The organism is Streptomyces sp. NBC_00388 (genome assembly GCF_036061255.1).
In the GTDB taxonomy this organism is placed as follows: domain Bacteria; phylum Actinomycetota; class Actinomycetes; order Streptomycetales; family Streptomycetaceae; genus Streptomyces.
The window spans coordinates 5,537,240-5,560,332 of record NZ_CP107948.1; the positions used below are offsets into that span (position 1 = coordinate 5,537,240).

The 23,093-nt window shown below is 69.9% G+C and carries 19 protein-coding genes; 6 read left to right on the top strand and 13 right to left on the bottom strand.

The window, feature by feature from the left end:
• Nucleotides 1-118: 118 nt before the first annotated feature.
• Together OG917_RS24835 and OG917_RS24840 are read right to left on the bottom strand one after the other, a co-directional pair.
• Nucleotides 119-868: a pyridoxamine 5'-phosphate oxidase family protein gene (locus OG917_RS24835; protein ID WP_328319823.1), complete on the bottom strand. Its 750-nt coding sequence runs from the start codon at nt 866-868 to the stop codon at nt 119-121.
• Entirely contained in the window at nt 865-2,115 is a 1,251-nt protein-coding gene (locus OG917_RS24840) for a globin domain-containing protein (protein ID WP_328319824.1), read from the bottom strand. Before OG917_RS24840 ends, OG917_RS24835 begins: the two co-directional genes overlap by 4 nt.
• Before the next feature lie 384 nt (nt 2,116-2,499).
• Here OG917_RS24840 and OG917_RS24845 point away from each other — a divergent pair, with 384 nt between their 5' ends.
• A complete protein-coding gene (locus OG917_RS24845) occupies nt 2,500-3,672 on the top strand; it encodes a PP2C family protein-serine/threonine phosphatase (RefSeq protein ID WP_328319825.1) in 1,173 nt (390 codons plus the stop codon).
• A gap of 11 nt (nt 3,673-3,683) precedes the next feature.
• Here OG917_RS24845 and OG917_RS24850 read toward each other — a convergent pair whose 3' ends face one another.
• From OG917_RS24850 to OG917_RS24860, 3 genes are all read right to left on the bottom strand, one after another.
• A complete protein-coding gene (locus tag OG917_RS24850; RefSeq protein ID WP_328319826.1) occupies nt 3,684-4,088 on the bottom strand; it encodes an STAS domain-containing protein in 405 nt (134 codons plus the stop codon).
• Between the two features lie 66 nt (nt 4,089-4,154).
• Nucleotides 4,155-5,348: a phospholipase D-like domain-containing protein gene (locus tag OG917_RS24855; RefSeq protein WP_328319827.1), complete on the bottom strand. Its 1,194-nt coding sequence runs from the start codon at nt 5,346-5,348 to the stop codon at nt 4,155-4,157.
• A gap of 191 nt (nt 5,349-5,539) precedes the next feature.
• Nucleotides 5,540-6,148 carry a YceI family protein gene (locus tag OG917_RS24860; protein WP_328319828.1) on the bottom strand — a complete coding sequence of 203 codons (609 nt, stop codon included), beginning with the start codon at nt 6,146-6,148 and terminating at the stop codon, nt 5,540-5,542.
• Between the two features lie 273 nt (nt 6,149-6,421).
• Here OG917_RS24860 and OG917_RS24865 point away from each other — a divergent pair, with 273 nt between their 5' ends.
• The 4 genes from OG917_RS24865 (at nt 6,422) to OG917_RS24880 (ending at nt 11,543) form a co-directional block, all read left to right on the top strand.
• Nucleotides 6,422-6,940, top strand: coding sequence for a hypothetical protein (locus OG917_RS24865; protein WP_328319829.1), 519 nt, complete (start codon nt 6,422-6,424; stop codon nt 6,938-6,940).
• Between the two features lie 238 nt (nt 6,941-7,178).
• On the top strand, nt 7,179-9,488 hold the full coding sequence (locus tag OG917_RS24870; RefSeq protein ID WP_328322162.1) for a polysaccharide lyase 8 family protein: 2,310 nt from the start codon (nt 7,179-7,181) through the stop codon (nt 9,486-9,488).
• Between the two features lie 205 nt (nt 9,489-9,693).
• A complete protein-coding gene (locus OG917_RS24875; RefSeq protein ID WP_328319830.1) occupies nt 9,694-11,277 on the top strand; it encodes an acyl-CoA carboxylase subunit beta in 1,584 nt (527 codons plus the stop codon).
• Nucleotides 11,278-11,336: 59 nt separating this feature from the next.
• Complete coding sequence (locus OG917_RS24880) at nt 11,337-11,543, top strand: acyl-CoA carboxylase subunit epsilon (protein ID WP_328319831.1); 207 nt, start codon at nt 11,337-11,339, stop codon at nt 11,541-11,543.
• A 109-nt stretch (nt 11,544-11,652) separates the two neighbouring features.
• On the opposite strand, the gene OG917_RS24885 is transcribed toward OG917_RS24880, so the two are convergent.
• The 8 genes from OG917_RS24885 to OG917_RS24920 all read right to left on the bottom strand — a co-directional run bounded on the left by OG917_RS24885 (nt 11,653) and on the right by OG917_RS24920 (nt 22,268).
• On the bottom strand, nt 11,653-12,234 hold the full coding sequence (locus OG917_RS24885; RefSeq protein WP_014048542.1) for a GTP-binding protein: 582 nt from the start codon (nt 12,232-12,234) through the stop codon (nt 11,653-11,655).
• The gene (locus OG917_RS24890) at nt 12,215-12,772 is read right to left on the bottom strand and encodes a DUF742 domain-containing protein (protein ID WP_328319832.1); all 558 of its coding nucleotides are present in this window, start codon (nt 12,770-12,772) and stop codon (nt 12,215-12,217) included. The genes OG917_RS24885 and OG917_RS24890 overlap by 20 nt, the downstream gene beginning before the upstream one ends.
• Before the next feature lie 88 nt (nt 12,773-12,860).
• Nucleotides 12,861-13,274: a roadblock/LC7 domain-containing protein gene (locus tag OG917_RS24895; protein ID WP_164260062.1), complete on the bottom strand. Its 414-nt coding sequence runs from the start codon at nt 13,272-13,274 to the stop codon at nt 12,861-12,863.
• Nucleotides 13,275-13,284: 10 nt separating this feature from the next.
• Nucleotides 13,285-16,506, bottom strand: coding sequence for a sensor histidine kinase (locus OG917_RS24900; RefSeq protein WP_328319833.1), 3,222 nt, complete (start codon nt 16,504-16,506; stop codon nt 13,285-13,287).
• A 367-nt stretch (nt 16,507-16,873) separates the two neighbouring features.
• Nucleotides 16,874-17,458 (bottom strand): GTP-binding protein, encoded by a 585-nt coding sequence (locus tag OG917_RS24905; protein WP_328319834.1) that lies wholly within the window; start codon nt 17,456-17,458, stop codon nt 16,874-16,876.
• Nucleotides 17,439-17,846 carry a DUF742 domain-containing protein gene (locus tag OG917_RS24910; protein WP_328319835.1) on the bottom strand — a complete coding sequence of 136 codons (408 nt, stop codon included), beginning with the start codon at nt 17,844-17,846 and terminating at the stop codon, nt 17,439-17,441. The genes OG917_RS24905 and OG917_RS24910 overlap by 20 nt, the downstream gene beginning before the upstream one ends.
• A 117-nt stretch (nt 17,847-17,963) precedes the next feature.
• Nucleotides 17,964-18,377 (bottom strand): roadblock/LC7 domain-containing protein, encoded by a 414-nt coding sequence (locus tag OG917_RS24915; RefSeq protein ID WP_164260060.1) that lies wholly within the window; start codon nt 18,375-18,377, stop codon nt 17,964-17,966.
• Nucleotides 18,378-18,386: 9 nt separating this feature from the next.
• Nucleotides 18,387-22,268, bottom strand: coding sequence for a sensor histidine kinase (locus OG917_RS24920; RefSeq protein WP_328319836.1), 3,882 nt, complete (start codon nt 22,266-22,268; stop codon nt 18,387-18,389).
• 615 nt (nt 22,269-22,883) lie between these two features.
• Here OG917_RS24920 and OG917_RS24925 point away from each other — a divergent pair.
• Nucleotides 22,884-23,078 (top strand): hypothetical protein, encoded by a 195-nt coding sequence (locus OG917_RS24925; RefSeq protein WP_328319837.1) that lies wholly within the window; start codon nt 22,884-22,886, stop codon nt 23,076-23,078.
• The last annotated feature ends 15 nt before the right edge of the window (nt 23,079-23,093 follow it).

Below are 23,093 nucleotides of genomic sequence, written 5' to 3' on the forward strand. Positions count from 1 at the left end.
AGCGCGCGCGACGCCGACTGGTACGTGATCCGTTGCGCTGCCCCGGTCTCCTGGGGGCGGCGGTGAATTCGAGCTGACTGCGCAGGCCGCCTGGACAGTCTTTCATGCGCGCGGGCGGTCAGCGCAGAAGCTTCAGGAGACGCTCACGCCGCGTCCGCGCGGGCGCCGCATGGGGGTTCCTGCCCTCCGCCGCCGCGGGACGCCCGGGAGCCGCCGCACTCCCGGCGCCGGCGGCCGGCGCGGGGGAGGAGGGGCGGGCCGGATACGGCGCCGGCCGCTGTCCGCCGGTGAAGTAGTCGGAGTCCTTGGGCCGCTCATCGGGCGAGACGCGGGGCCGCTGTGCGGGCTCCAGATGAGGGATGTGCTTCGAGCAGTGGATGTAGGCCTCTTCGACCGACAGATGTATCCACATCTGGGGCTGCCTGCCGGGCGCCGTGTCCACCGGCAGATGCGGATAGAGGGCGAAGTGGTCGTGTGCCGAGTACACCTCGGCCCGGCCGTTCACGTGCAGCCCTATGTGGTGGTCGGTGAAGTCGATGAAGAGCATGCCGAGATGCGGGTTCTCGGTGATGTTGCCCGCGCTGGCCACCACTCCGTTCCCGCGGTACTCGGGATAGGTGAGGGTGTGGTCGTCCAGGGCGATGACGAAGCCGGGCGGCCCCGACCGGAAACTGGCGTCGCATTCCCCGCGCGCATCGGCGGTGGAGAGGAACACCATGTACTGCCGTCCGATGAAGTCACGCATGGCAGGGGTGAGGCAGGGCCGCATCTGCCGCTGGTAGAAGCCGGACGCACGGTCGGCCGTGCCCAGTGCTTCCTGGAGCAGCCGCTCGCCGGGGGAGCCGAACGGCTCGTCGAAGGTGGTCACGGCTGATCCTTGTCCTCCTGGGCGCGGGCACGGCGCAGTGATGAGGCGAGGGCGGGTGCGCCCCACGGGTCGTAGTGCAGCTTCTCCGGTGCGAGACCGCGTCGGAGCAGGGTGTCGGCGGATGCGGCGATCATCTGCTGGGGACCGCTGAGGTAGGCCTCGTGCCGGTCCCAGGGACCGAACTCGGCCAGCACCTGGGGGAGGGATCCGGTACGGCCCACGATGTTCTGCTCGGAGACGGCCGCACGGACCGTGAGCCAGGGGTGGCGCTGGGACATGCGGAGCATGTCGTCGAGGCCGTACAGCTCGTCGGCGGTCCTGGCACCGACGAACAGGTCCACCTGGCGCCGGTGGGACATACCGTGCCTCGCCACCTCCTCGATCAGGGCCCGGATGGGGGCGAGACCGGTGCCGCCGGCGACACAGAGCAGGTTGTCCCGGGACGCGGGGTCGATGGACATGTCCCCCTGGGGCGGCCCGAGCCGCAGACGGTCACCCACGGAGGTGTGCTCGACGAGGGCCTGGCTGATCCTGCCGCCCGGAACCGCGCGGATATGGAAGGTCAGGAGCGAGTCCGCGCGGGGTGCGTGGGCCGGGGAGTAGTGCCGCCACTCCCGGGGCCACCACGGCGATTCGAGGCTCAGATACTGGCCCGCGGTGTATTGGTACGGCTGGTCGGGCTGCACGGTGATCTCCGCGATGCCGTGGCGGTGGCGTACGTGGCTGACCACCCGGGCCTCCCAGACCGCGGGGGAGTGCAGGGCGTCCTCGTCGGCGGCCCGCACCATGATGTCCGCCACCGCCGTGTACGCGCGCGTCCAGGCCCCGGCGATGTCCTGGTTCCAGGCCGGCCCCGCGAAGCGCGCCAGCGCGTCGAGAAGGCACTCGCCGACCGCCGGGTAGTGGGCGCTCTGCGTACCGAACTTCCGGTGGTCCCGGCCCAGGTGGGAGCAGAAGCGCGTCAGGCTCTCCGGGTCGTCGACCAGCTCGACGATGCGCAGGAGCGCCCGGAGCAGCCGGTCCCGCTGCACGTCCATGTTGGCGGGGAAGAGTTCACGGACCGCCGGATAGCGTGCGAAGAGGATGGCGTAGAAGTACACCGCCACCTCCTCGACCTGGGGTTCGACCACTTCGAGACTGGCCCGGATGAGCGCAGCGTCGCGCTCGCCTCCGGACGGTGCCGCCGGTGCCACCGGCGGGGCCACGGGCCGGGAACCGATCCAGGGAGGAGGCTCGGGGGCGGGCACGCTGGGCGCCTCGGGCTCCGGCCCGGGAGCGGCGGGACCCCGGCGGAACCATCTGCCGCCGCTGTGCGGCGCGTCCCTCACCGTGCGCCGGTGGGACGGCGCGACACGGCAGGGCAGGAGGCCGTGTCGGGTATACGGGTGGGGCCGGATCTTTCCGTCATACGTTCCGAACTCCTCGGTTCCATGGTCCTGCGGGGCTTGCCGACCGCGGGGCGGATCCAAGCAGCAACAGTTCCAGTTCCTTTGCGGCAGCCATTACAGCGAGGGCTTGATCGCTGCGCAAGCCACCGACGGCATCATTCCGTCCGCATGCTGGACGCCAACCGTCCACAGGCCGTCTGTCGCAAGGGCTATCGGCGATCCACATGTGCGATCATCGCCCGTGTGGACAGTTTCACAGCAGTGGAGCGCGCGCTCCGCACAGCGGCCCCGCATTTGCTGGTCGAAGTGGTCACCGAGGCTCTGCGTGAGCACTGCGATGCGGTGGGTGTCGAGCTGCGCATGGCCGACTACGCCGTGACCACGCTGCAGCTCGTCGAGGCCGTCCCGCTCACCACGGAGCCCGTCTCGGTCAACGACAGTCCGCAGGGCCGCGCGTTCGGCGCGCAGGAGCCCTGCGTGGTGCGTGCGCCGGGCGACGGCCCTGTGGTGGTCCACCTGCCGGTGACCGTCCGCGGGGACCGCATGGGCACCCTGTCGGTGACCATCCCCGCCGACCGGTACGGAGACGCTGTGCTCCCCGGTCTCGTGCACGTCTGTGAAGCCCTCGGACACGAGATCCTCGTCGCGGAGCGCGACACGGACGTGTATCTCATCGCGCGCCGGGCCGCCCGGCTGACGCTGGCCGCCGAGATCCAGTGGCAGCTGCTCCCGGGCCGTTCGCTCGACCGCCCCGAATTCTCGCTCGGTGCCCATCTGGAGCCCGCGTACGCGATCTTCGGGGACAGCTACGACTGGACCGTCTCCGCCGGCACCCTGACGCTGGCCGTGATGAACGGCATGGGCAGCGGGATCGACGCCGCACTGCTCACCAGCCTCGCGACCAACGCCCTGCGCAACGCACGGCGCGCCGGGGTGGGCCTCGCGGACCAGGCGTACCTGGCCGACCAGGCGGTCTACGCGCAGTACCGCGGTGAGGCCCATGTCGCCCTGCTCCTGATGAGTTTCGATCTGGCGACGGGTGCCGTCGCCGTGGTGGACGCCGGTTCGCCCCGGCTGTGGCGGATGCGCGGCCGCACCGTCGAACGGGTCGGCTTCGACGCCCAGTTGCCGCTCGGGATGTTCGAGGACACCAACTACACCACCGAGGACTTCCATGTCCTCCCCGGCGACCGGCTCCTCTTCGGGAGCGACGGGGTGTACGACACCCGGGCGGTCGGCGGCGGGGGCGAGGTGTACGGGGACAGGGGCCTGGCCCGCTCGGTCGGCTCCACCCGTTTCCTTCCCCCGTCCCAGGTGCCGCGGGCGCTGCTGCGGGAACTGGCCACCTACCGCGGCGATGTACCGCTCGCCGATGACGCGCTGGTGGTCTGCGTCGACTGGGCGGGACGCGGCTGACCGGGGCCGCCCTACGCTTCCGTGGATCCCGCGCCTCCGCCCCCGGAGGACGCCTGCTCCGCGATGAGCACGGCTTCGGCGCGGCTGGGGGCGGTGATGAAGATTTCATTCACTCCGGTCACGTCGAACAGGCGCTGCACCTGTTCCTGCACGGGACCTGCCAGTCGCAGGACGCCGCTGCTGTGGGCCCAGAGGAGCACATTGAGCGCACTGGAGTCGGCGAAGGTGACCTGGGAAAGGTCCAGAACCACCGGTCTGCCCGCGTGGAAGGCGGCGGAAATGGCTTCCCGGACCGGCGGGGCCGCATCGATATCGATTTCCCCGACGGGTGCGACCACCGTGGCGGCGCCCGCTTCGAAACAGGCGGTGCCCTCCGGCTTGCCGTTCTGATCCGAAGGCACGCTAACAGTTGTCATTCGGCAATGATTGCATGATCGTCCCGTATTGGCGAGGGCCTGCGGACTTCCCTGCCCGGCCGCGCCTCACAGGAACCGTCTGATCGGCAGGACGGCCGACTCCCGGAGCCGCTCCGAGAGTGCCCGCCGGCTCCACCGGCCTGCGTCGATCGCTTCGCTGCGCTTCAGGTCGGCGTCGAAGTCGGCGTCGAGCGCGGCGGTGAACGTCTCGTCCAGGACCGCGAGCATGACCTCCTCGTCGTGTTCGAGTGAGCGCCGGTTGAAGTTGGACGAGCCGATCAGGGAGGCGACGCGGTCCACCGTCATGATCTTGGTGTGGAGCATGGTGGGCTGGTATTCGCGGATCTCGACACCGGCGGCCAGCAGTGCGGCGTAATGGTGCCGCCCGGCGAGCTGGCACGCGCGCTGGTCCGTGTGCGGCCCCGGCAGCAGGATCTCCACCCGTACCCCGCGGCGGGCCGTGGCGCACAGCAGCTCGATGAAGTAGGTGTCCGGAGCGAAGTAGGCGGTGGCCAGCCGGAAGCGCTCCTCGGCCGATGTGAGCATCACGCGGACGAGGGTCTGGAGGTCCTGCCAGCCGAAGCTGGCGGAGCCGCGGACGACCTGGACGGTGGCGTCTCCCGGCTGGGCGTGTTCCGTGAAGCGGTCGCGGCTGTCGTACAACTCGGCGTGGCACTCGGCCCAGTTCTGCGCGAAGGCGGCAGCGACCCCGTCGACGGCCGGCCCGCGCAGCCGGACGTGGGTGTCGCGCCACTCGGTCGAGTCCCGCGCGTCGCCGCACCACTCCTCGGCGATGCCGACACCACCGGTGAAGGCCGTGTGCTCGTCCACGACGAGCACCTTGCGGTGGCAGCGGTGATTCTGTTTGAAGGGTGAGAGCCGGGTGGGTTTGCGGAACCACGCGACCTGCACCCCGGCGGCGTCCATGGCGTCGAGCAGGTCCTGCTCGATCTCCTTGGCGCCGAAGCCGTCCAGCAGCAGCCGTACCCGGACGCCTGCCCGCGCCCGGTCCGCCAGGGCCGTCGCGAAGTCGCGGGCTATCTGCCCGCGCCAGTACACGAAGGTCATCAGGTCGATGGTGTGCCCGGCGCCGCGGACGGCGTCCAGCATGGCGGGGAAGATCTCGTCCCCGTTGCGCAGCGGGACGAGCTCGTTGCCCTCGGTGGCGGCGATCCCGATGAGCCGCTCCAGGCGTCTTCGCAGTCGCTGCTTGCGCCCCTGGACGTCCTCCGGCCGCTCCGTGGCTGTCTCCTGCTGCATGGATACCTCCTCCTCGTCGCCGTGCCGTGGTGCGCGGCGCCGAGGAGGAGCGTATGCGTCCTTCCCGCGTCGGCGAACGCCGTCGTCGCGGAGGGGGCGGTCCGGCCCGCCTGTACCGCTGACGCCGGTGCGCCGCCCGGGAAAGGGCCGCGGTGAACCGGCGTGAGCGAAGGGCGGCAACGGGCCCGTGATCAGGCCGACTTGATGGCCGAGATGTCGAAGGACAGCTTGACCTTGTCGCTGACCATGACGCCACCGGTCTCCAGCGCGGCGTTCCAGGTCAGGCCCCAGTCGGAGCGCAGGATCTCGGCGCCGCCCTCGAAGCCGACCCGCTGGTTGCCGTAGACGTCGGTCGCCGAGCCGTTGAACTCCAGGTCGATGGAGAGCGGCTTCGTGACGTCCTTGATGGTCAGATCGCCGACGATGCGGTACGCGTCGCCGCCGAGCTGTTCGGCGCGCGTGGAACGGAACGTCATGTGCGGGAACTGCTCGGCGTCGAAGAAGTCGCCGCCGCGCAGGTGGCCGTCGCGGTCCGCCATACCGGTGTCGATGCTCTCGATCCGGATGTCGATGGCCGCGGTGGACTTCGCCGGGTCCAGGCCGTCCAGGTGCAGCGTGCCCTCGTGCCCCGTGAAGGACCCGCGCACGTTGGTCACCATCGCGTGCCGCACGGTGAAGCCGATCGCACTGTGCGTGGGGTCGATGGTGTAGTCGCCGGAGAGCGCGGCCAGTGCCGGGTCCACCGGGAGGGTGGCGGTGGTGGCCGGGGCGGTCGGGGACTTGCGGTTGAACAGAGCCATGGCTCCTCCTCGGACGGTGGCTGATGCGGATTGCGATCAAGGTTGTTTAACCTTCAACCAGATGCACTGTAGACGCATCTGGTTCAAAGTTCAACATCTCTGTCGGGTCTGAGTCCTCGGCGGGCGGGGGCGAAGGCGGAAGCCCTCTGATGACGCCCTCTGGCGGACGCGCGTGGAGCTGCGGCACTATCTGTCCCGCTCCACCTGCACAGCCGACCCACGGACATCGCAGCCATCACGGTCATCACGGTCATCAGCAGGAGGGAATCCCCCATGAAAACCCGCCCGGTCCGCCCGGTGCTCGCCGCGCTCGCGCTCGTCCTCGGTGTCCTCTTCGCCCCGGGAGTCGGCGTCCTCGGCGGCGCCACGGACGCCTTCGCCGCGACGAAGATCAGTCATGCCACGGCCACCTCCATGTTCAGCTCGTCCGGCATCACCTGGTCCTCGTCCGGGGGCTGCTCCGACCGGAACGTCGCCACCTGCACCTCCTTCGACCAGCTCAACCTGGCCACCGCGCAGGGCGCCCAGACACTGAAGGGCGCGCTCGGCTGCGCGATGAACATCACGGGAGGCACCGAGACGGGCCACGCGTCCGGTACGTACTCGCACTGGAACGGCTACAAGCTCGACATCGCCAAGACGACCTGTCTCACGAACTACGTCAAGAACACCTTCACGTACATCGGCCTGCGCGGTGACGGCTACCCGCAGTGGAAGTCCGGCGCCGGCAATGTCTACGCGGACGAGGGCAGCCACTGGGACATCACGTTCTACAACTGTGGCGGCTGCTGACCGCAGAACGGTCGAGCGGTCGTGAGAAAGCGCTTGCTCCCGGTTCACGGTGATCCGGGAGCAAGCGCTTTCTGTTCATGTTGTCCAGACCATTGCCCGGTCGTTGGCGCCCTGCTACACCAGCGGTTAGCAGATTCACGCCCCTGTCTCCGGGAGTCCCCCTGTGTCCACGCTGCCCCCCTGGTCCCGACGTGTCTTCCTCGCCACAGCGGGTGCCGGCGCGCTCACGCTGACGGCCATGCCGCACGCCGTCGCCGCCCCGGCGGCGCCCACCGCGGGCACGGGTCCGGCCGCGGGCTCCGACGACGAGTTCGCGACACTGCGCGGGCGCTGGCTGGAGCTGGCGCTCGGCGCCGGCTACGACGCCACCGCGGAGCCGTACGCGACCCGGCTCAAGGCAACCGGCCAACTCGCCGCCAAGGTACGGGCGTCGATGGCCCCGGCGGACACATCCCTGTGGGCGGACGCGCCGTTCGACCCGCCCGCCGGCATCACCCAGAGCTACACCCGGCTGTGGACGATGGCCCAGGGCTACCTCCAGGACGGCACCGGACTCACCGGTGACGCGGGCCTGCTCGCCGATGTGCTCACCGGTATCGACCACCTCTCGGCGAAGATCTACAACAGCACGACCAAGGTCTACGGCAACTGGTGGGAGTGGCAGATCGGCAGCCCCCGGCTGCTGATGGATTTGGTGGCCGCGCTCTACGACCACCTCACCGACGCGCAGATCCAGGCCGCGTGCGCGGCCGTCGACCACTTCGTCCCCGACTCGGTGCTTGCCGACTACTCCGGCACATCGACCGGAGCCAACCGGGTCGACCTCTGCCGCTCGGTCGCCATGCGCGGCGTGAACGGCCGCTCCGCGGCGAAGATCGCACTGGCCCGCGACGCGCTCTCGCCGGTCTTCCCGTACGTCACGGCGAGCGACGGCCTCTACCCCGACGGCTCGTTCATCCAGCACACGACGATCGCCTACTCGGGTACCTACGGGCAGGTCATGCTCGACGGTCTCGGCCGGCTCTTCACCCTGCTCGCGGGGTCCACCTGGGACGTCACGGATCCCAACCGGCAGGTCATCCTGGACAGCGTCGAGCGCGCCTACGCGCCCATCATCTACAACGGCCTGGCCATGGACAGCGTCAACGGCCGCGCGGTGAGCCGTGGTTACCTGGCCGGCGACGACCAGCACGTGATGCGCAGCGACCACTTCCACGGGAAGGGGCTGATCGCCGCCATGGCGGTCATCGCGGGCGGCGCGCCCGACGCCGAGCGGCTGCGCTGGCAGGGAATGATCAAGGGCTGGATCGAGCGGGACACCACGACCCCGATCCTCACCTCGCCCCAGTTCGGCGTCGCCGACCTCTCCCGGCTCCAGGCGGTCGCCGAAGCGCCGGTCGTGGCGACCCCCGAGCCCGTCGCCCACCGCCTCTTCGCCTCCATGGACCGCGCGGTGCACCGGCGCCCCGGCTGGGCGGCGAACATCGCGATGTCCTCCGAGCGGATCTCCTACTACGAGTGCGGCAACGGCGAGAACCTGCACGGCTGGCACACCGGTGCCGGGATGCTCTACTGGTGGCCGGGCAAGCAGGCGAACGACCAGTACACGGACTGGTTCTGGCCGACCGCCGACCCGTACCGGATGCCCGGAACGACCGTGTCCACCAAGCGGCTCGCGGACAACGCGGGCGGCGAGTGGGGTGCGGCCAAGCCGGCCGTCCAGTGGGTGGGCGGCGCGAGCGACGGCGAGTTCGCAGCCGTGGGCCAGCACGTGAAGGGGCTGCTCTCCACGCTCCAGGCCCGCAAGTCCTGGTTCTGCGTGGCGGACACGGTGATCTGCCTGGGTGCCGGGATCACCGCCACCGACGGTGTCCCGGTCGAGACGGTGGTCGACAACCGCAACCTGGGCGCCGGTGGCACGAACGCGTTCGCGCTTGAGGACCGGCGCCGTCCGCGCTGGGCCCACCTCGCGGGCCACGGCGGCTGGGTCTTCCCCGGCGGCACGGACGCGCTGCACACACTGCGCGAGGACCGCACCGGGGCCTGGCACGACATCAACACCACCAGCTCGGCCGAGCGGCAGACCAGGACCTACCAGACCCTCTGGCTGGACCATGGCACCGACCCGGTGGACGCCTCGTACGCGTACCTGCTGATGCCAGGCGCCGCCCGCCGCATCCTGGAGGCCAGGGCCGCCGACCGCGGCTGGCTGGAGGTACTGGCCAACACGGCGGCGCTCCAGGCGGTCGCGGTCCGGTCGCTCGGGCTGACCGCGGCGAACTTCTGGCAGGCGGGTACGGTGGGGCCGCTCACCGCGTCCGCCCCGGCGAGCGTCCTCGTACGGCGCAAGCAGCGCACCGCCACCCTGCACATCAGCGAGCCGCCGCGGACCGGGAAGCCGGTGGAGATCGTCTGGAAGCAGCCGGTACGGCGGGTGACCAGTGCGGATCCCTCGGTGCAGGTCGTCTCGACCGGGCGGTCGCTGCGGCTGCGGGTCAACCCGGGCACCGCGGGCGCCACGCACGCCTGCGAGGTCGTCATCGGCTGACCGCGCCGGGCGGGCCGGCCCGCCCGGCTGTCCCGCCTGACACCGCTTCCGGTGGTGTTGTGGGAACCCCACAATCCTGGGTGGCCCTGGACTGGCACTTCGGCTGAGCCGCAGGTCACTTCTGTCCAGGGCAACCAGGAAACTGCCCCGGAGACTGTTCGAAGTGCACTGCGTGTTTTCTTGGTGGACTTCGTAGGGTCGGAACATGACCGTTTTGGACGAAACCGCGAGCGAGCCCACCGACGCACGCGGGCGGGTGGCCGAGCTGCTGGCCCTGCGCGAGCAGGCCAGGCGCGGACCCAGTGAGCGTGCGACCGAGGCCCAGCATGCGAAGGGCAAGCTGACGGCGCGTGAGCGTATCGAGCTGCTGGTGGATGCGGGTTCGTTCAAGGAGGTCGAGCAGCTGCGCCGGCACCGGGCCAGCGGGTTCGGGCTGGAGGCGAAGAAGCCCTACACCGACGGTGTCATCACCGGGTGGGGCACGGTCGAGGGCCGTACGGTCTTCGTCTACGCGCACGATTTCCGGATCTTCGGCGGAGCGCTGGGTGAGGCTCACGCGACGAAGATCCACAAGATCATGGATATGGCGATCTCGGCGGGTGCGCCGCTGGTGTCGCTGAACGACGGCGCGGGTGCCCGTATCCAGGAGGGCGTCTCGGCGCTCGCCGGATACGGCGGGATCTTCCAGCGCAATACGCGGGCTTCGGGTGTGATCCCGCAGATCAGCGTGATGCTCGGCCCGTGCGCGGGCGGCGCGGCCTACAGCCCCGCTCTCACCGACTTCGTGTTCATGGTCCGTGAGACGTCGCAGATGTTCATCACGGGCCCGGACGTGGTGCGCGCGGTGACGGGTGAGGAGATCACCCAGAACGGTCTCGGCGGCGCGGATGTGCACGCGGAGACGTCGGGCGTCGCGCACTTCGCCTACGACGACGAGGAGACGTGCATCGCCGAGGTCCGCTACCTCATCTCGATGCTGCCCTCGAACAACCGGGAGAACCCGCCCTCGCACCCCAGCGAGGACCCCGCCGAACGCCGCTCCGATGTCCTCCTGGACCTGGTGCCGGCCGACGGAAACCGGCCGTACGACATGCACAAGGTGATCGAGGAGCTCGTCGACGACGGCGATTTCCTGGAGATCCACGAGCGGTGGGCGCGCAACATCATCTGTGCGCTGGCCCGGATGGACGGCCAGGTCGTGGGGATCGTCGCGAACCAGCCGCAGGCCCTGGCGGGGGTGCTGGACATCGAGGCGTCCGAGAAAGCGGCCCGCTTCGTCCAGATGTGCGACGCTTTCAACATTCCGATCATCACGCTGCTCGACGTTCCCGGGTTCCTGCCGGGCGTGGACCAGGAGCACGGCGGGATCATCCGCCACGGAGCGAAGCTGCTGTACGCGTACTGCAACGCGACCGTGCCGAGGATCTCGCTGATCCTGCGCAAGGCCTACGGAGGTGCGTACATCGTCATGGACTCCCAGTCCATCGGCGCCGACCTCACCTACGCCTGGCCGACCAACGAGATCGCCGTGATGGGCGCCGAGGGCGCGGCCAACGTCATCTTCCGCAAGCAGATCGCCGAGGCCCCCGACCCCGACGCCATGCGCGCCCGCATGGTCAAGGAGTACAAGGCCGAGCTGATGCACCCCTACTACGCGGCCGAGCGGGGACTCGTCGACGACGTCATCGACCCCGCCGAGACCCGCGAAGTCCTCATCGCCTCACTCGCGATGCTGCGCACCAAGCACGCCGACCTGCCCTCCCGCAAGCACGGCAACCCGCCCCAGTAGGCGCGGAACACGCCGTACGCCCGTACTTCTCCCAGCACGACTCAGTAAGGGGAAAGACCTTGAGTACTCCCACCGCCGCCGCTTCGCTGCTCCGCGTCGAGAAGGGCCACGCGGAGCCGGAGGAGCTGGCCGCGATCACCGCGATCCTGCTGGCCCGCGCCGGCAACCAGCCCGAGACCCCGGTGCACACGCCCCGCTCCGCGGCCGGCTGGCGCCGCCTGGAGCGCACCCCGGGCTTCCGGGCCCCGCACTCCTGGCAGCGCTGAACCGGCTGCGCTCGGGGCCCCGGCCCGGCCCGCACAGCACACGGCGAAAGGCCCGCACCCTCTCCGGAGGGTGCGGGCCTTTCGCCGTTCGCCAGGGCGGCGGTGACCGCTACCGCAGGCGTGCCATCAGTGCGTGCTCGACGAGTGTGATCAGCGCGCTCTTTGCATCTGCGCGGTGTCGTGCGTCGGTGGTGAGGATGGGGGTGTCGGGGCCGATCTGGAGGGCTTCGCGTACTTCGTCGGGGGTGTAGGGCTGGTGTCCGTCGAAGCCGTTGAGGGCGATGACGAAGGGGAGCCCGGAGTTCTCGAAGTAGTCCACCGCGGGGAAGCAGTCGGCGAGACGGCGGGTGTCGACGAGGACGACGGCGCCGATGGCGCCGCGTACGAGGTCGTCCCACATGAACCAGAAGCGGTCCTGTCCCGGGGTGCCGAACAGGTAGAGGATCAGGTCCTGGTCGAGGGTGATGCGTCCGAAGTCCATGGCCACCGTGGTGGTGGTCTTGTCCCCGGTGTGTGTGAGGTCGTCGATGCCCGCCGAAGCGGACGTCATGACGGCCTCGGTACGCAGCGGGTTGATCTCCGAGACGGCGCCGACGAACGTGGTCTTGCCCACGCCGAAGCCCCCTGCCACCACGATCTTCGCGGAGGTAGTGGAGCGGGCTGCACCGCCGCTAGAGCTTGCGAAGTCCACTGAGCACCCTTTCGAGCAGTGTCACATCTGGCTGGCCGCCGACGGCATCGTCGCCGCCGGGCTGATGAATGGCGACAAGCCCGGCCTCTGCCAGATCGGCGACGAGAATCCGGGCGACGCCGAGAGGAATCGTAAGGAGAGCCGAGATCTCCGCAACAGACTTGATCTCGACACAGAGCCGGCAGATCCGCTGGTGCTCGGGCAACTGCCCTTGCAGCTGTGACGGTTCTGCCGTGGTGCTGACCAGCGCCTCGATGGCGAGCTGGTAACGGGGCCGGGTCCGGCCGCCGGTCATGGCGTACGGGCGTACGAGGGGATTGCGGTCCTGGGCCGGAGCCGGGTCGGGCTCCGGCTTCCAGCTCGGCTGCACCGGCTGGATACGCGGCGGGTGGTCGTACGGCGAGGGCGGCTCGGGCTGCTGATGCGGCTGCCTGCCGTGTCTGCCCGGCGTGGAGGGAACGTCGAAACGGTTCCGCTCGTACTCACCCGGAACCTGCTGCCCACCGTAGTAAGGGTGACCGCCTGGGGGTGTTGCCACGTTTCCTCCTCCGACTGCCCGTCGCTGTTCCTGTGAGCCGCGCCACCGCACCTTATGGCGCGGTGGCGAGAAACGCACTGTCTGTTTGCTAGTTGAGAAGACTGCCCTGCAGTTCCGCGCGGAGATCGGGGGTCAGCACGCTGCCCGCACGGTCCACCAGAAGGGCCATCTCGTAACCCACCAGACCGATGTCGGCCTCGGGGTGAGCGAGGACGGCCAGCGAGGATCCGTCGGAGACGGACATGATGAAGAGGAAGCCGCGCTCCATCTCCACGACGGTCTGGTTGACATGACCGCCCTCGAAGATCCGGGACGCCCCCGCGGTGAGCGAGGTCAGCCCGGAGGCAACGGCTGCCAGCTGGTCGGCACGGTCACGCGGAAAGCCTTCGGACATCGCCAGAAGGAGTCCGTCGGCGGAGACCACCACTGTGTGGGACACCCCGGGGGTGTTGTCCACGAAGTTGGTGATCAACCAGTTCAGGTTCTGCGCCGCCTGGCTCATCGGGCTCACACTAACGCTCCTGGTTGTAGGTGCTGTCAGGACCGCCGTGGGGATTCCCGGTGGCCTGACCGTTCGTGTCACTACCTTCGTTGCGCCCCCGCAGGACCCCGCGGCGCAGGTTGCTCAACCTGCCCCGGACGTCCTCGGGCGCGCGGGAGACCTGGGGGCCGCCCTGCTGGGTCTCCTCGGCCTTGCCCTCGACCAGGTTGGCCTTGGGCACCCGCCGGGGGAGGCCGGAGGGAGTGATCCCGCCCGCCTTCGGCTCGCGCAGCTTGTCGGCCCGCTGCCAGCGGTCGTCGTTCGACGAACGCCAGTCGTCGGGCCCGCTGTTCTCCCCGCTCCCTGCCCCGTCGTTCTGCTCCTCAGGACTCTGCTGTCCGGCCTGGTGCTGACCGGGGCTCTGCTGGCCGGACTGAGCTCCGGGGGCCGGCTTCGGAGCCTGCTGCTGACCGCCACGGCGGGGAAGGCCTGCGTCGGTCAGTTCGTGCGAGGTGCTCGGAGACGGTCCCGGACGGTCGAAGCCTACGCGTTCGGAAGCACCTGCGGGAGCGCCCTGCACAGATTCCGCCACCGGCTGGTGTGCCGGCCGGAACCCCTCCTGGTACGTGGCCTGACCAGCCCACTCACCCTGCTGGGCCTGCGAGTCGAACGCGCTGTCGTACGGCTGCTGACGGCCGTCGGGCACCGGGTGGCCGGGGGCCGTGAAGGCCGGGTCCCGGTAGGTGTCAGGGGCCGGGTAACCGCCGTACCCGTTCGGGTCGTACGGCGCCTGCTGCTCCTGGCCGTACTGCGGGTAGCCGTCGTCGTGCTGCTGCGGGAACTGCTGCTGCTGCGCGTACTGCTGCTCCTGGCCGTACTGCTCCGGCGCCGGTACCTCGTCGCGGAACAGCGGCCGGCCGCCGCCGTTCTGCGGGCCCTCCAGCGCCGCGCGGCGCTCCTCGCGCATCAGCGAGCGGTTGACCGGGTCGAGGCGGCGCGGTTCGCTGTCGCCGTAACGGGTGTCGTCGAAGCCCAGTTCGGCGGCCGTCCGCTGCGCCTGCGGGAAGGAGTGCTGCTCCCTCTGCTGCTCCGGAATGATCGAGGAGACACTGAAGTCGTCCGGGGCCGGCGTCTCACCGCCGCCACCGTGGGTGATCGCGTCGGGGAGCATGACCAGCGAGGTGGTGCCCGCCTGCTCGCCCGAGGGGCGCAGCTGCACGCGTACGCCGTGCCGGTCGGCGAGGCGGCCGACCACGAACAGCCCCATACGCTGTGAGATCGCCGCGTCCACCGTCGGCGGATTGGCCAGCTTGTGGTTGATGTCCGCGAAGTCCTCGGCGGTGAGGCCGATGCCCTTGTCGTGGATCTCGATCATCACCCGGCCGTCCGGCAGCCGGGTGGCCGTGACCCGCACCTTGGTCTGCGGCGAGGAGAACGTGGTGGCGTTCTCCAGCAGCTCGGCGAGGAGGTGCACGAGGTCGGTGACGGACTGCCCGTGGATCTCCGTCTCGGGGACCCCGGTCAGCTCGATGCGCTCGTACGACTCCACCTCGGAGGAGGCGGCCCTGAGCACGTCGACCAGCGGGACCGGCTGATTCCAGCGCCGTCCCGGCTCCTCGCCCGCCAGCACGAGGAGGTTCTCGCCGTTGCGGCGCATCCGGGTCGCGAGGTGGTCGAGCTTGAAGAGGCTCTCCAGCTGCTCGGGCTCGGCCTCGTTGTTCTCCAGGTCGGTGATCAGCGTCAGCTGGCCCTCGATGAGCGACTGGTTGCGCCGGGAGAGGTTGGTGAAGATCGCGTTGACGTTGCCCCGGAGCATGGCCTGCTCGGACGCGAGCCTGACCGCCTCGCGGTGCACCTGGTCGAAGGCGCGTGCCACCTCGCCGATCTCGTCCTGGGTGTGGATCGGGATCGGCTCGACGCGGGTGTCCACCCGGCCCGGTTCCGTACGCGAGAGCTGGTCGACGAGCATCGGCAGCCGCTGCTCGGCCACGCCGAAGGCGGCGGTGCGCAGCCGGCGCATCGCCCGGCTCATCTGGCGGGCCATCATTCCGGCCAGGACGAAGGCGATCAGGAGGGCGACCAGGACGCCGGCGCCGTTGGTGATCGCGTCGTTCTTCGCGTCGTGCGAGATGGCCGCCGCGTCTCCGACCGCCTTGTCGACCAGGTTCTTCTCGACCGTGCTGTAACCGTTGAACTTGGTACCGGCTGCGACGGCCCAGGACTCGGAGTCGATGCCCTTGGCCTTCAGCGCCGCGGGGGTCTGGCCCTTGCCGATCTCGGCCGCGATGCCGTCGAACATCGACCCGCCCCTGGACGGCGGGGTGACGTAGCGCTTCTTCGACTGCTTGGCCGCCTGCTTGTCGCGGGTGACGTAGTCCCTGGCGCTCGCGGCCTGATCGGCCATGGCCGTCTTCAGCGCGGTGGCGTCCTCCTCGGTGCCGCCCGAGACGTACTCCTGGAGAGCGATCTGCTCCAGGTAGTTGTACGAGTTGAACGCGACGACCTGGGCCTGGAAGGTCGCCTGGTCCTGGCTCGGGCGTACCAGCAGATGCGTACCGATGGAGCGCTGAAGCGATTCTGCTGCCTGGGCCAGCTGGATCGCGTAGACCGTACGGCCGTAGCTGGTGATGTTCCCGGTGCCGAGGCCGAGCTCGTTGGCGAACTCCATCAGCGAGTGCTGGACCTTGACGTAGCCCTCTTCGGTCTTCACCGGGTCCATGGCCTCGGCGTACGCGGTCTTGCGCAGTGTCGCGAGGGTGGGCTCCTCGGCACGGAAGAGCTTGAGGCGACGCTGGAGGCCCTTGGTCTTCGGCAGCTTCTTCACCGCGGTGTCGAAGGACGCGGCGGCGGCGTCGGTGCGGCTGTAGGCCTGCTTGACGCTGACGTTGTCGCGGTGGTTCGAGAGCAGCGGCTCGGCGCTGTCGTCACGTTCCTGGAGGAGCGCCTCGCTGTACGCGGAAGCCGCCCGTACGACGAGTGCAACCTGTTCGGCGTCCTGCGCGTCATTCCAGGTAGTGATCGAGCTCCTGACCTGGAATCCGCCCATGACCAGGCCGACGACCACGGGGATCAGGAGAATGGCGTTGAGCTTGGTGGGCACGCGCCAGTTCGGCGGGGACAGCCGGCTGCCACTGGTCTCGCTGCCCCTGGCAGCGTCTCCGGACCGGCCGGCAGGAGACGTCGCCGACTGCGACGGCGGCGTGAAATTCCCCCGCGCCTGCTCCGCCGCGGAGCTCTTCCTGCTTCGCCTCACTCGACCAACAACCTCTCGGCGTCGGCACCTTACGGTGTGCCGTCTATCGTTCAGAGCCGTACTCGGACCGGCCCCCGAACGGGAGCGGTCCTACTCGGGAGTTCGCCGAATTCCAGCACGTCGGGCGGCGTGGCTCCAAACAGCTGGAACCCGCCGCTCCGAGTGGCGTACGCCTCAGATAAAACGGTCAAAAAGAGCGAGCCGCGCCAAAAGCAGGGATCGATGTGAGCGGAGCGGCACCAGACGGATGCAAGGGGTGTCCGAAGCCGGTCAATTCTCTGTCGAAACGTTATGAACATGGGGGCGGATCGTGTCAAAGCCCACAGTCCGCCCCAGAACGGCTACGGCAACTGCCGTAGAGGGATGACTACTTGAGACGTGCCATCAGTGCGTGCTCGACGAGTGTGATGAGTCCGCTCTTTGCATCTGCGCGGTGTCGTGCGTCGGTGGTGAGGATGGGGGTGTCGGGGCCGATCTGGAGGGCTTCGCGTACTTCGTCGGGGGTGTAGGGCTGGTGTCCGTCGAAGCCGTTGAGGGCGATGACGAAGGGGAGCCCGGAGTTCTCGAAGTAGTCCACCGCGGGGAAACAGTCCGACAGCCTGCGGGTGTCCACCAGCACGACGGCGCCGATGGCGCCGCGTACGAGGTCGTCCCACATGAACCAGAAGCGGTCCTGTCCCGGGGTGCCGAACAGGTAGAGGATCAGGTCCTGGTCGAGGGTGATGCGTCCGAAGTCCATGGCCACCGTGGTGGTGGTCTTGTCCCCGGTGTGTGTGAGGTCGTCGATGCCCGCCGAAGCGGACGTCATGACGGCCTCGGTACGCAGCGGGTTGATCTCCGAGACGGCGCCGACGAACGTGGTCTTGCCCACGCCGAAGCCCCCTGCCACCACGATCTTCGCGGAGGTGGTGGAGCGGGCCGCCCCGCCGCCGCTAGAGCTTGCGAAGTCCACTGAGCACCCTTTCGAGCAGTGTCACGTCCGGCGTGCCGCCGGCCTCGCCGTTGCCCGGCTGGTGGATGGCCACCATGCCGGCCTCCGCCAGGTCGGCCACGAGGATCCGGGCCACACCCAGCGGCATCGAGAGCAGCGCCGAGACCTCGGCCACCGACTTGACCTCACGGCACAGGTGGCAGATCCGCTGGTGCTCGGGGAGCAGACCCGCGAGGTGTGCCGGGTCGGCCGTGGTGCTGACCAGCGCCTCTATGGCGAGCTGGTAGCGGGGCCGGGTCCGGCCGCCGGTCATGGCGTACGGACGTACCAGCGGCTGGTCGCCCTCACTGTCGTACGACGCGTCGTGCAGCACGCCGTACGGATCGTGCGAGGCGGGGGGCGGGGTCATGGATCCTCCGGGCGTGACAGCGGTGAGTCGGAGTGCCGTCTGACTTGGCCGGTGGGGGGCGGGATGCGGCCGGACGGTTGGTGATGAACGTACGGGCTGAACCTGTGGGGGAGGTGTCTAGTGGAGCAGGCTCCCCTGGAGCTCGGCGCGCAGGTCCGGGGTCAGGACGCTGCCCGCCCGGTCGACCAGCAGCGCCATCTCGTACCCGACCAGGCCGATGTCGCAGTCCGGGTGGGAGAGCACGGCGAGCGACGAGCCGTCCGATACCGACATGAGGAAGAGGAAGCCCCGCTCCATCTCCACCACGGTCTGGGCGACTTCGCCGCCCTCGAAGATCCGGGAGGCGCCCGCGGTGAGCGAGGTCAGCCCGGAGGCAACGGCCGCCAGCTGGTCGGCACGGTCACGCGGAAAGCCTTCGGACATCGCCAGAAGGAGTCCGTCGGCGGAGACCACGACCGTGTGGGACACCCCGGGGGTGTTGTCCACGAAGTTCGTGATCAACCAGTTCAGATTCTGCGCCGCCTGGCTCATCGGACTCAACTAGTGCTCCTGCTGGTGAGAGGGGCCGGTTCCGGCCTGGCGACCCTGTTGGATGCCGCGCCGGAGATTGGTCAGCCGGCCGCGTACGTCATCAGGCGCACGCGAAACCTGCGGACCGGCCTGGTGGGCCTGCTGCTGTGCGGTGCCGGGCACCAGATTGGCGCGCGGTACGCGTCGGGGCAGACCGGATGTGGTGACACCCCCGGCAGCGGGCTTCTTCGCCCGCTCGGCCTGCCGTACGAGTTCGTCGTTGGGCGATGCCCGCCAGTTGCTGCTGGGGGGAGTCTGTGCGACGGGGCCGCGGGGTACCCCTGCGGGGGCGGCCTGCTCGGGCTGGAGGGGAGCGGCCGGTTCCTGCGGCTCGGCGGTCCTCGCGGACTGCGCGCCGTGGAACCAGTTGGTCTCCAGCGTGTCGTAGAGCGGGGTACGTCCGTCGCCCGGATCGGCGGCCGGCGGCAGCGCGTCGTACTGCGGCTGCGCGGGCAGACTGTGGGGCGCGGGCGGGCGCGGCGCACCGAAGTCGGCTTCGGCGCGGTCACGCTGGAACGGGGCGCCGCCGGGTGCCTCCGAAGGGGCGGGCGGGCGCGGGGCGTTGAAGCCGCCGGTGTCCGGGAGCCCGGCACGCGGGAACTGCCCCGTGGATGCCGGGTCCTGCGGCTGCTGCGGATCCTGGTAGGGGAAGCCCTGCTGGGGCTCGGGGTACCTGTCGTCCTGGTAACGGCCGCCCTGGAACGGGTCGTCCTGGTACCGGTCGTCCTGGTACCCGCTGTCCTGCTGCGGGGCCTGGGGTATCTGCGGCACCTGGGGTATCTGCGGGCGCCGCTGCGGGCCGCGGACGTCCGGTCGCTCGAAGACGTCGGAACGCTCGAACCGGCCGGTGCTCCCGGGCGGCGGCCCGTTGAAGTCCGGACGCTGGAACTCGGCTGTGGAGCCGGGCCCCTGAGGATCGGCGGAGAGCCGGTCGCCGGACTGGCGGCCGTTGTCCTGGCGGCCGTCGGCGAACGGGTCGTTCGCGAACCGGCCGTCGGCCGGGGAACGGTCGCCGGACTGGCGCATCGGCCGCATCGGCTGCCGGTACTGGGCGCCGGATCCGCTGATCCCGGAGCCGTGCGTGCCCGGTCCGTTCGTGCCGGTGTCCGGGTCCTCGTGGCCGCGCGGCATGTCCTGGGCCGCCCGCTGCGGCAGTTCATTGCCCCAGCTGGTGGTCTGCGGGCGCTGCGGCGACTGCGGACCCTGGGGGTTCTGCGGGGCCCGGGGCTGCGACCCCGGGGTGCCGCCGGGCAGCTCGGCGCGCGGGCCGCCGTTGGGCGGCAGCTGCTGCTGACGGCCGGCCGGGGGCTGGAACATGCCGTCCCCGGGCTGCTGCGGGCGCTGCTGTCCGTTGCCGCCGCGGCCGGGCGCGTCGCCCTGACCGCCCCGGCCACCCTGGGCGGCCCGGCGCGGCATGGGCGCACCCGCGCCGAAGGCGTTCATCGCGGGAGCGGGTGCGGAGCCGCCCTGCGGCTGACCCTGAGCCTGCGGACCGCCGGGCTGGATCGAACGGTCGCCGTCGCGGGCGGGCAGCGCGGCGCGCGGACCCGTCCCCGGGACCTGGCCGCGCGGGGTGCCCGCACCGGCGCCCGCACCGGCCGAAGGACCTGCTCCGGCACCGGCTCCTGCGCGGCCCGGGGCGCCGGAGCCCTGCTTCTGCTGCCCCAGCTGCGGCGGCTGCTGGCCGCCGGGCATACCCGGCTTGGACGGAGCCTTCTTGCCGCCCTGGGCCACATCGACGGGCAGCATGACCAGTGCGGTCGTGCCACCGGAGTCGGAGGGACGGAGCTGGATCCGGATGCCGTGACGCAGCGAAAGCCGGCCGACCACGAACAGACCCATGCGGCGGGAGACGGAGACATCCACGGTGGGCGGCGACGCGAGCCGCTCGTTGATCGCGGCGAGGTCCTCGGGGGAGAGGCCGATACCGGTGTCGTGGATCTCGACGAGTACCCGCCCGTCGGGCAGCGCGTGACCGGTCACCCGGACCTTGGTCTGCGGAGAGGAGAACGACGTGGCGTTCTCCAGCAGCTCGGCGAGCAGGTGGACGAGGTCGTTGACGACGCGCCCCGCGACCTCGGTCGCGGGCACGGCCGCCAGCTCGATGCGCTCGTACTGCTCCACCTCGGACGCGGCGGCGCGGAGCACGTCGACCAGCGGTACGGGGCGGGTCCACCGGCGACCGGGCTCCTCGCCCGCGAGGACCAGGAGGTTCTCACCGTTCCGGCGCATACGGGTCGCGAGGTGGTCGAGCTTGAAGAGCGAGGACAGCTGGTCCGGGTCGGCCTCGCGGGACTCCAGTTCGGAGATGAGCGAGAGCTGACGCTGGATGAGGCCCTGGCTGCGGCGCGAGAGGTTGGTGAACATCGCGTTGACGTTGCCCCGGAGCATGGCCTGCTCGGAGGCGAGCCGGACGGCCTCGCGGTGCACGTCGTCGAAGGCCGACGCGACCTTTCCGATCTCGTCCCGGCTGTGCACACCGACGGACTCGACGGAAGTGTCGACGTCCTGCGGGTCGGTCTCGGAGAGCTGCTTGACCAGCTCGGGCAGGCGCTCACTGGCGACCTTGGTCGCGGTGTCCTGGAGCCGGCGCAGCGAGCGGATCATGGAGCGGGCCACCACGTAGGCGCCGACCAGCGAGACGCCCAGGACGAGCACGATGAGCGCGGCGTTGATGATCGCCTCGCGCTCGGCGTCGTTGCGCAGCTCGCGGGCCTTCTGCTCCATCTCGCCGAGGAGCGTGGCCTCGATGGTCTTCATGGCCGTGATGCGGTTGCTGTCCGCGTCGTACCAGTCCTTGTACGAACGCGGGGCCTGGCTGTCCAGACCGCCCTTGTTCTCCAGGACGTGCTTCGCGTACAGGTTGGCGGCGGTGATCTCCGGGTTACCGGTGTCCAGCGGGGCGGTCAGTGTCGCCGAGTTGCCCGCGTAGACCAGCTTGAAGGACTTGAGCGCGTCCTCCTCGCTCTGCATGGCGGACTTGGCGAAGAGCCGGTCGCTCTCCTCCAGGCTGCCGTGGTCCTTCTTGTTCGGCGGCAGCGCGGCGGCGATGACGGCCCGCTGGATCGACGCGTACTCCTTGGCGGACGAGAAGGCCGCCAGGGCGCGGGTCCGCTTGATCATCTCGGGGTTGGCGGTCGCCTGTGCCATGTCCTGGGAGAGCCCCAGCAGCGAGTCGATCAGCTCGCTGTACTCGTTGACCGTCTGCGAGGTGGTGGCGCTGCCCTGGTACGCGTCGGCGCGGATGGCCTTGAGACGGGTCAGCTTGGTGGCGATGCCCCGGAGGCTGCCGCGGATCGACTCGATCGAGTCGTCACGCTTCGCGTTGTCGAAGTCCGTGGTGCCCGCGAGGAAGGCCTGGTCGGCGAGGTCGGTGCGCTTGCGGGGCTCTTCGACGTTGAAGTCGTTGGCCTTCGCTCCGTGCGACAGCGGGCCCGCCGACTTGTCGCGCTCCTCCTGGAGCGCGGCAGCCAGTTCGGTCGCCTGCTTGGTCATCTGGGTGAGCAGCTGCATGTGGTCCAGCTGCTGCATCTTGTCCAGCGAGTCGCTGATGCGCAGTCCGCCCAGGGTGGTCGCGGCGACCACGGGCAGTGCCAGCAGGGAGACGAGTCTGGTGCTGATGCGCCAGTTGCGCAGCGCCATGCGTGAGCCCGTGCCGGACGGCCCCTTCGGCTTCGGCGCAGCCGGGGGCGTGGCGGCGGGGCCACTGCTGCCGGCCGCGGCCGGTCCGCCGTTATGGGGGGTCGGGGGGGTCTGGGCGTGCGGGGCCGAGGAGCCGCGGTCGGTTCCGCCGCGAGGCTCCTGTTCAGCCGCGGCTTCCCCTCGACCCTGGCGGGCCTGGGGAGACCCCATGCCATCCCTCTTAGAACGTCCCTGCACTAGCGTCGCAACCTCTGGACCAGGCGTTCCCCCGCACAGGCGGCGGAACGGTGTCGAGTTGTGGGGCGCGGCGCGCCCCATGGTGGTCGTCAGTGACCGGCGTGATCTCCCCCTTTACCGCCGCCACTCGGCGCTGTGTCGCGCCCTCTGTGCGCCGGCCTGCCTGTGTTTTCACAAAGACTGCGCGGCAGTGCGTGGAATTCCAGCACAGCGACGGATCTCCAACAAGGCCCGAGTGCGGGGATGTGACCTTATTGACACGGCGTGAGCGGGGGGTCACCACCCGTAGAAATTGTTCCCGGATGAATCGGACTTTTGTTTACGTAATGCTTACGGTCCGGGGGTGTCCCAGTCGCGATGATCAGGGGCGGAATGAGAGGTTCCCGCCGGTAATGTCCGCTTGTTGCGGCGCCATGCAGTGCCGGTAATGCCTCGAATGTCGGCCAACTCGTGAGCAAACTCACACCTAGATCGTTGTCCGGTCCACGCTTCTGCCGGGAATCAGATGTTTAGCCTGACGCTTTACAGGGATGGCGAATCCGACAACCGGCGCCCCGGCGCCGCCCGACCGACAGGGCCTCACCACAGATGAAGACGACGACGTTGTTCCGCAACACTGCCAACCCCCGCCGCACCACGCTCGCCCACCTCGCGGACGCCGGGCAGCTGCAGCGGCCCGAGCAGCCGGAGCACGCCGCGACCCTGCCGACCGTCACGGCCAACCCGCGCCGCACCATCCTGATGGATGCACCGGCCCCGGCGCAGGTCACCGCCGCGCAGTGACGCGGGGTAATCCTG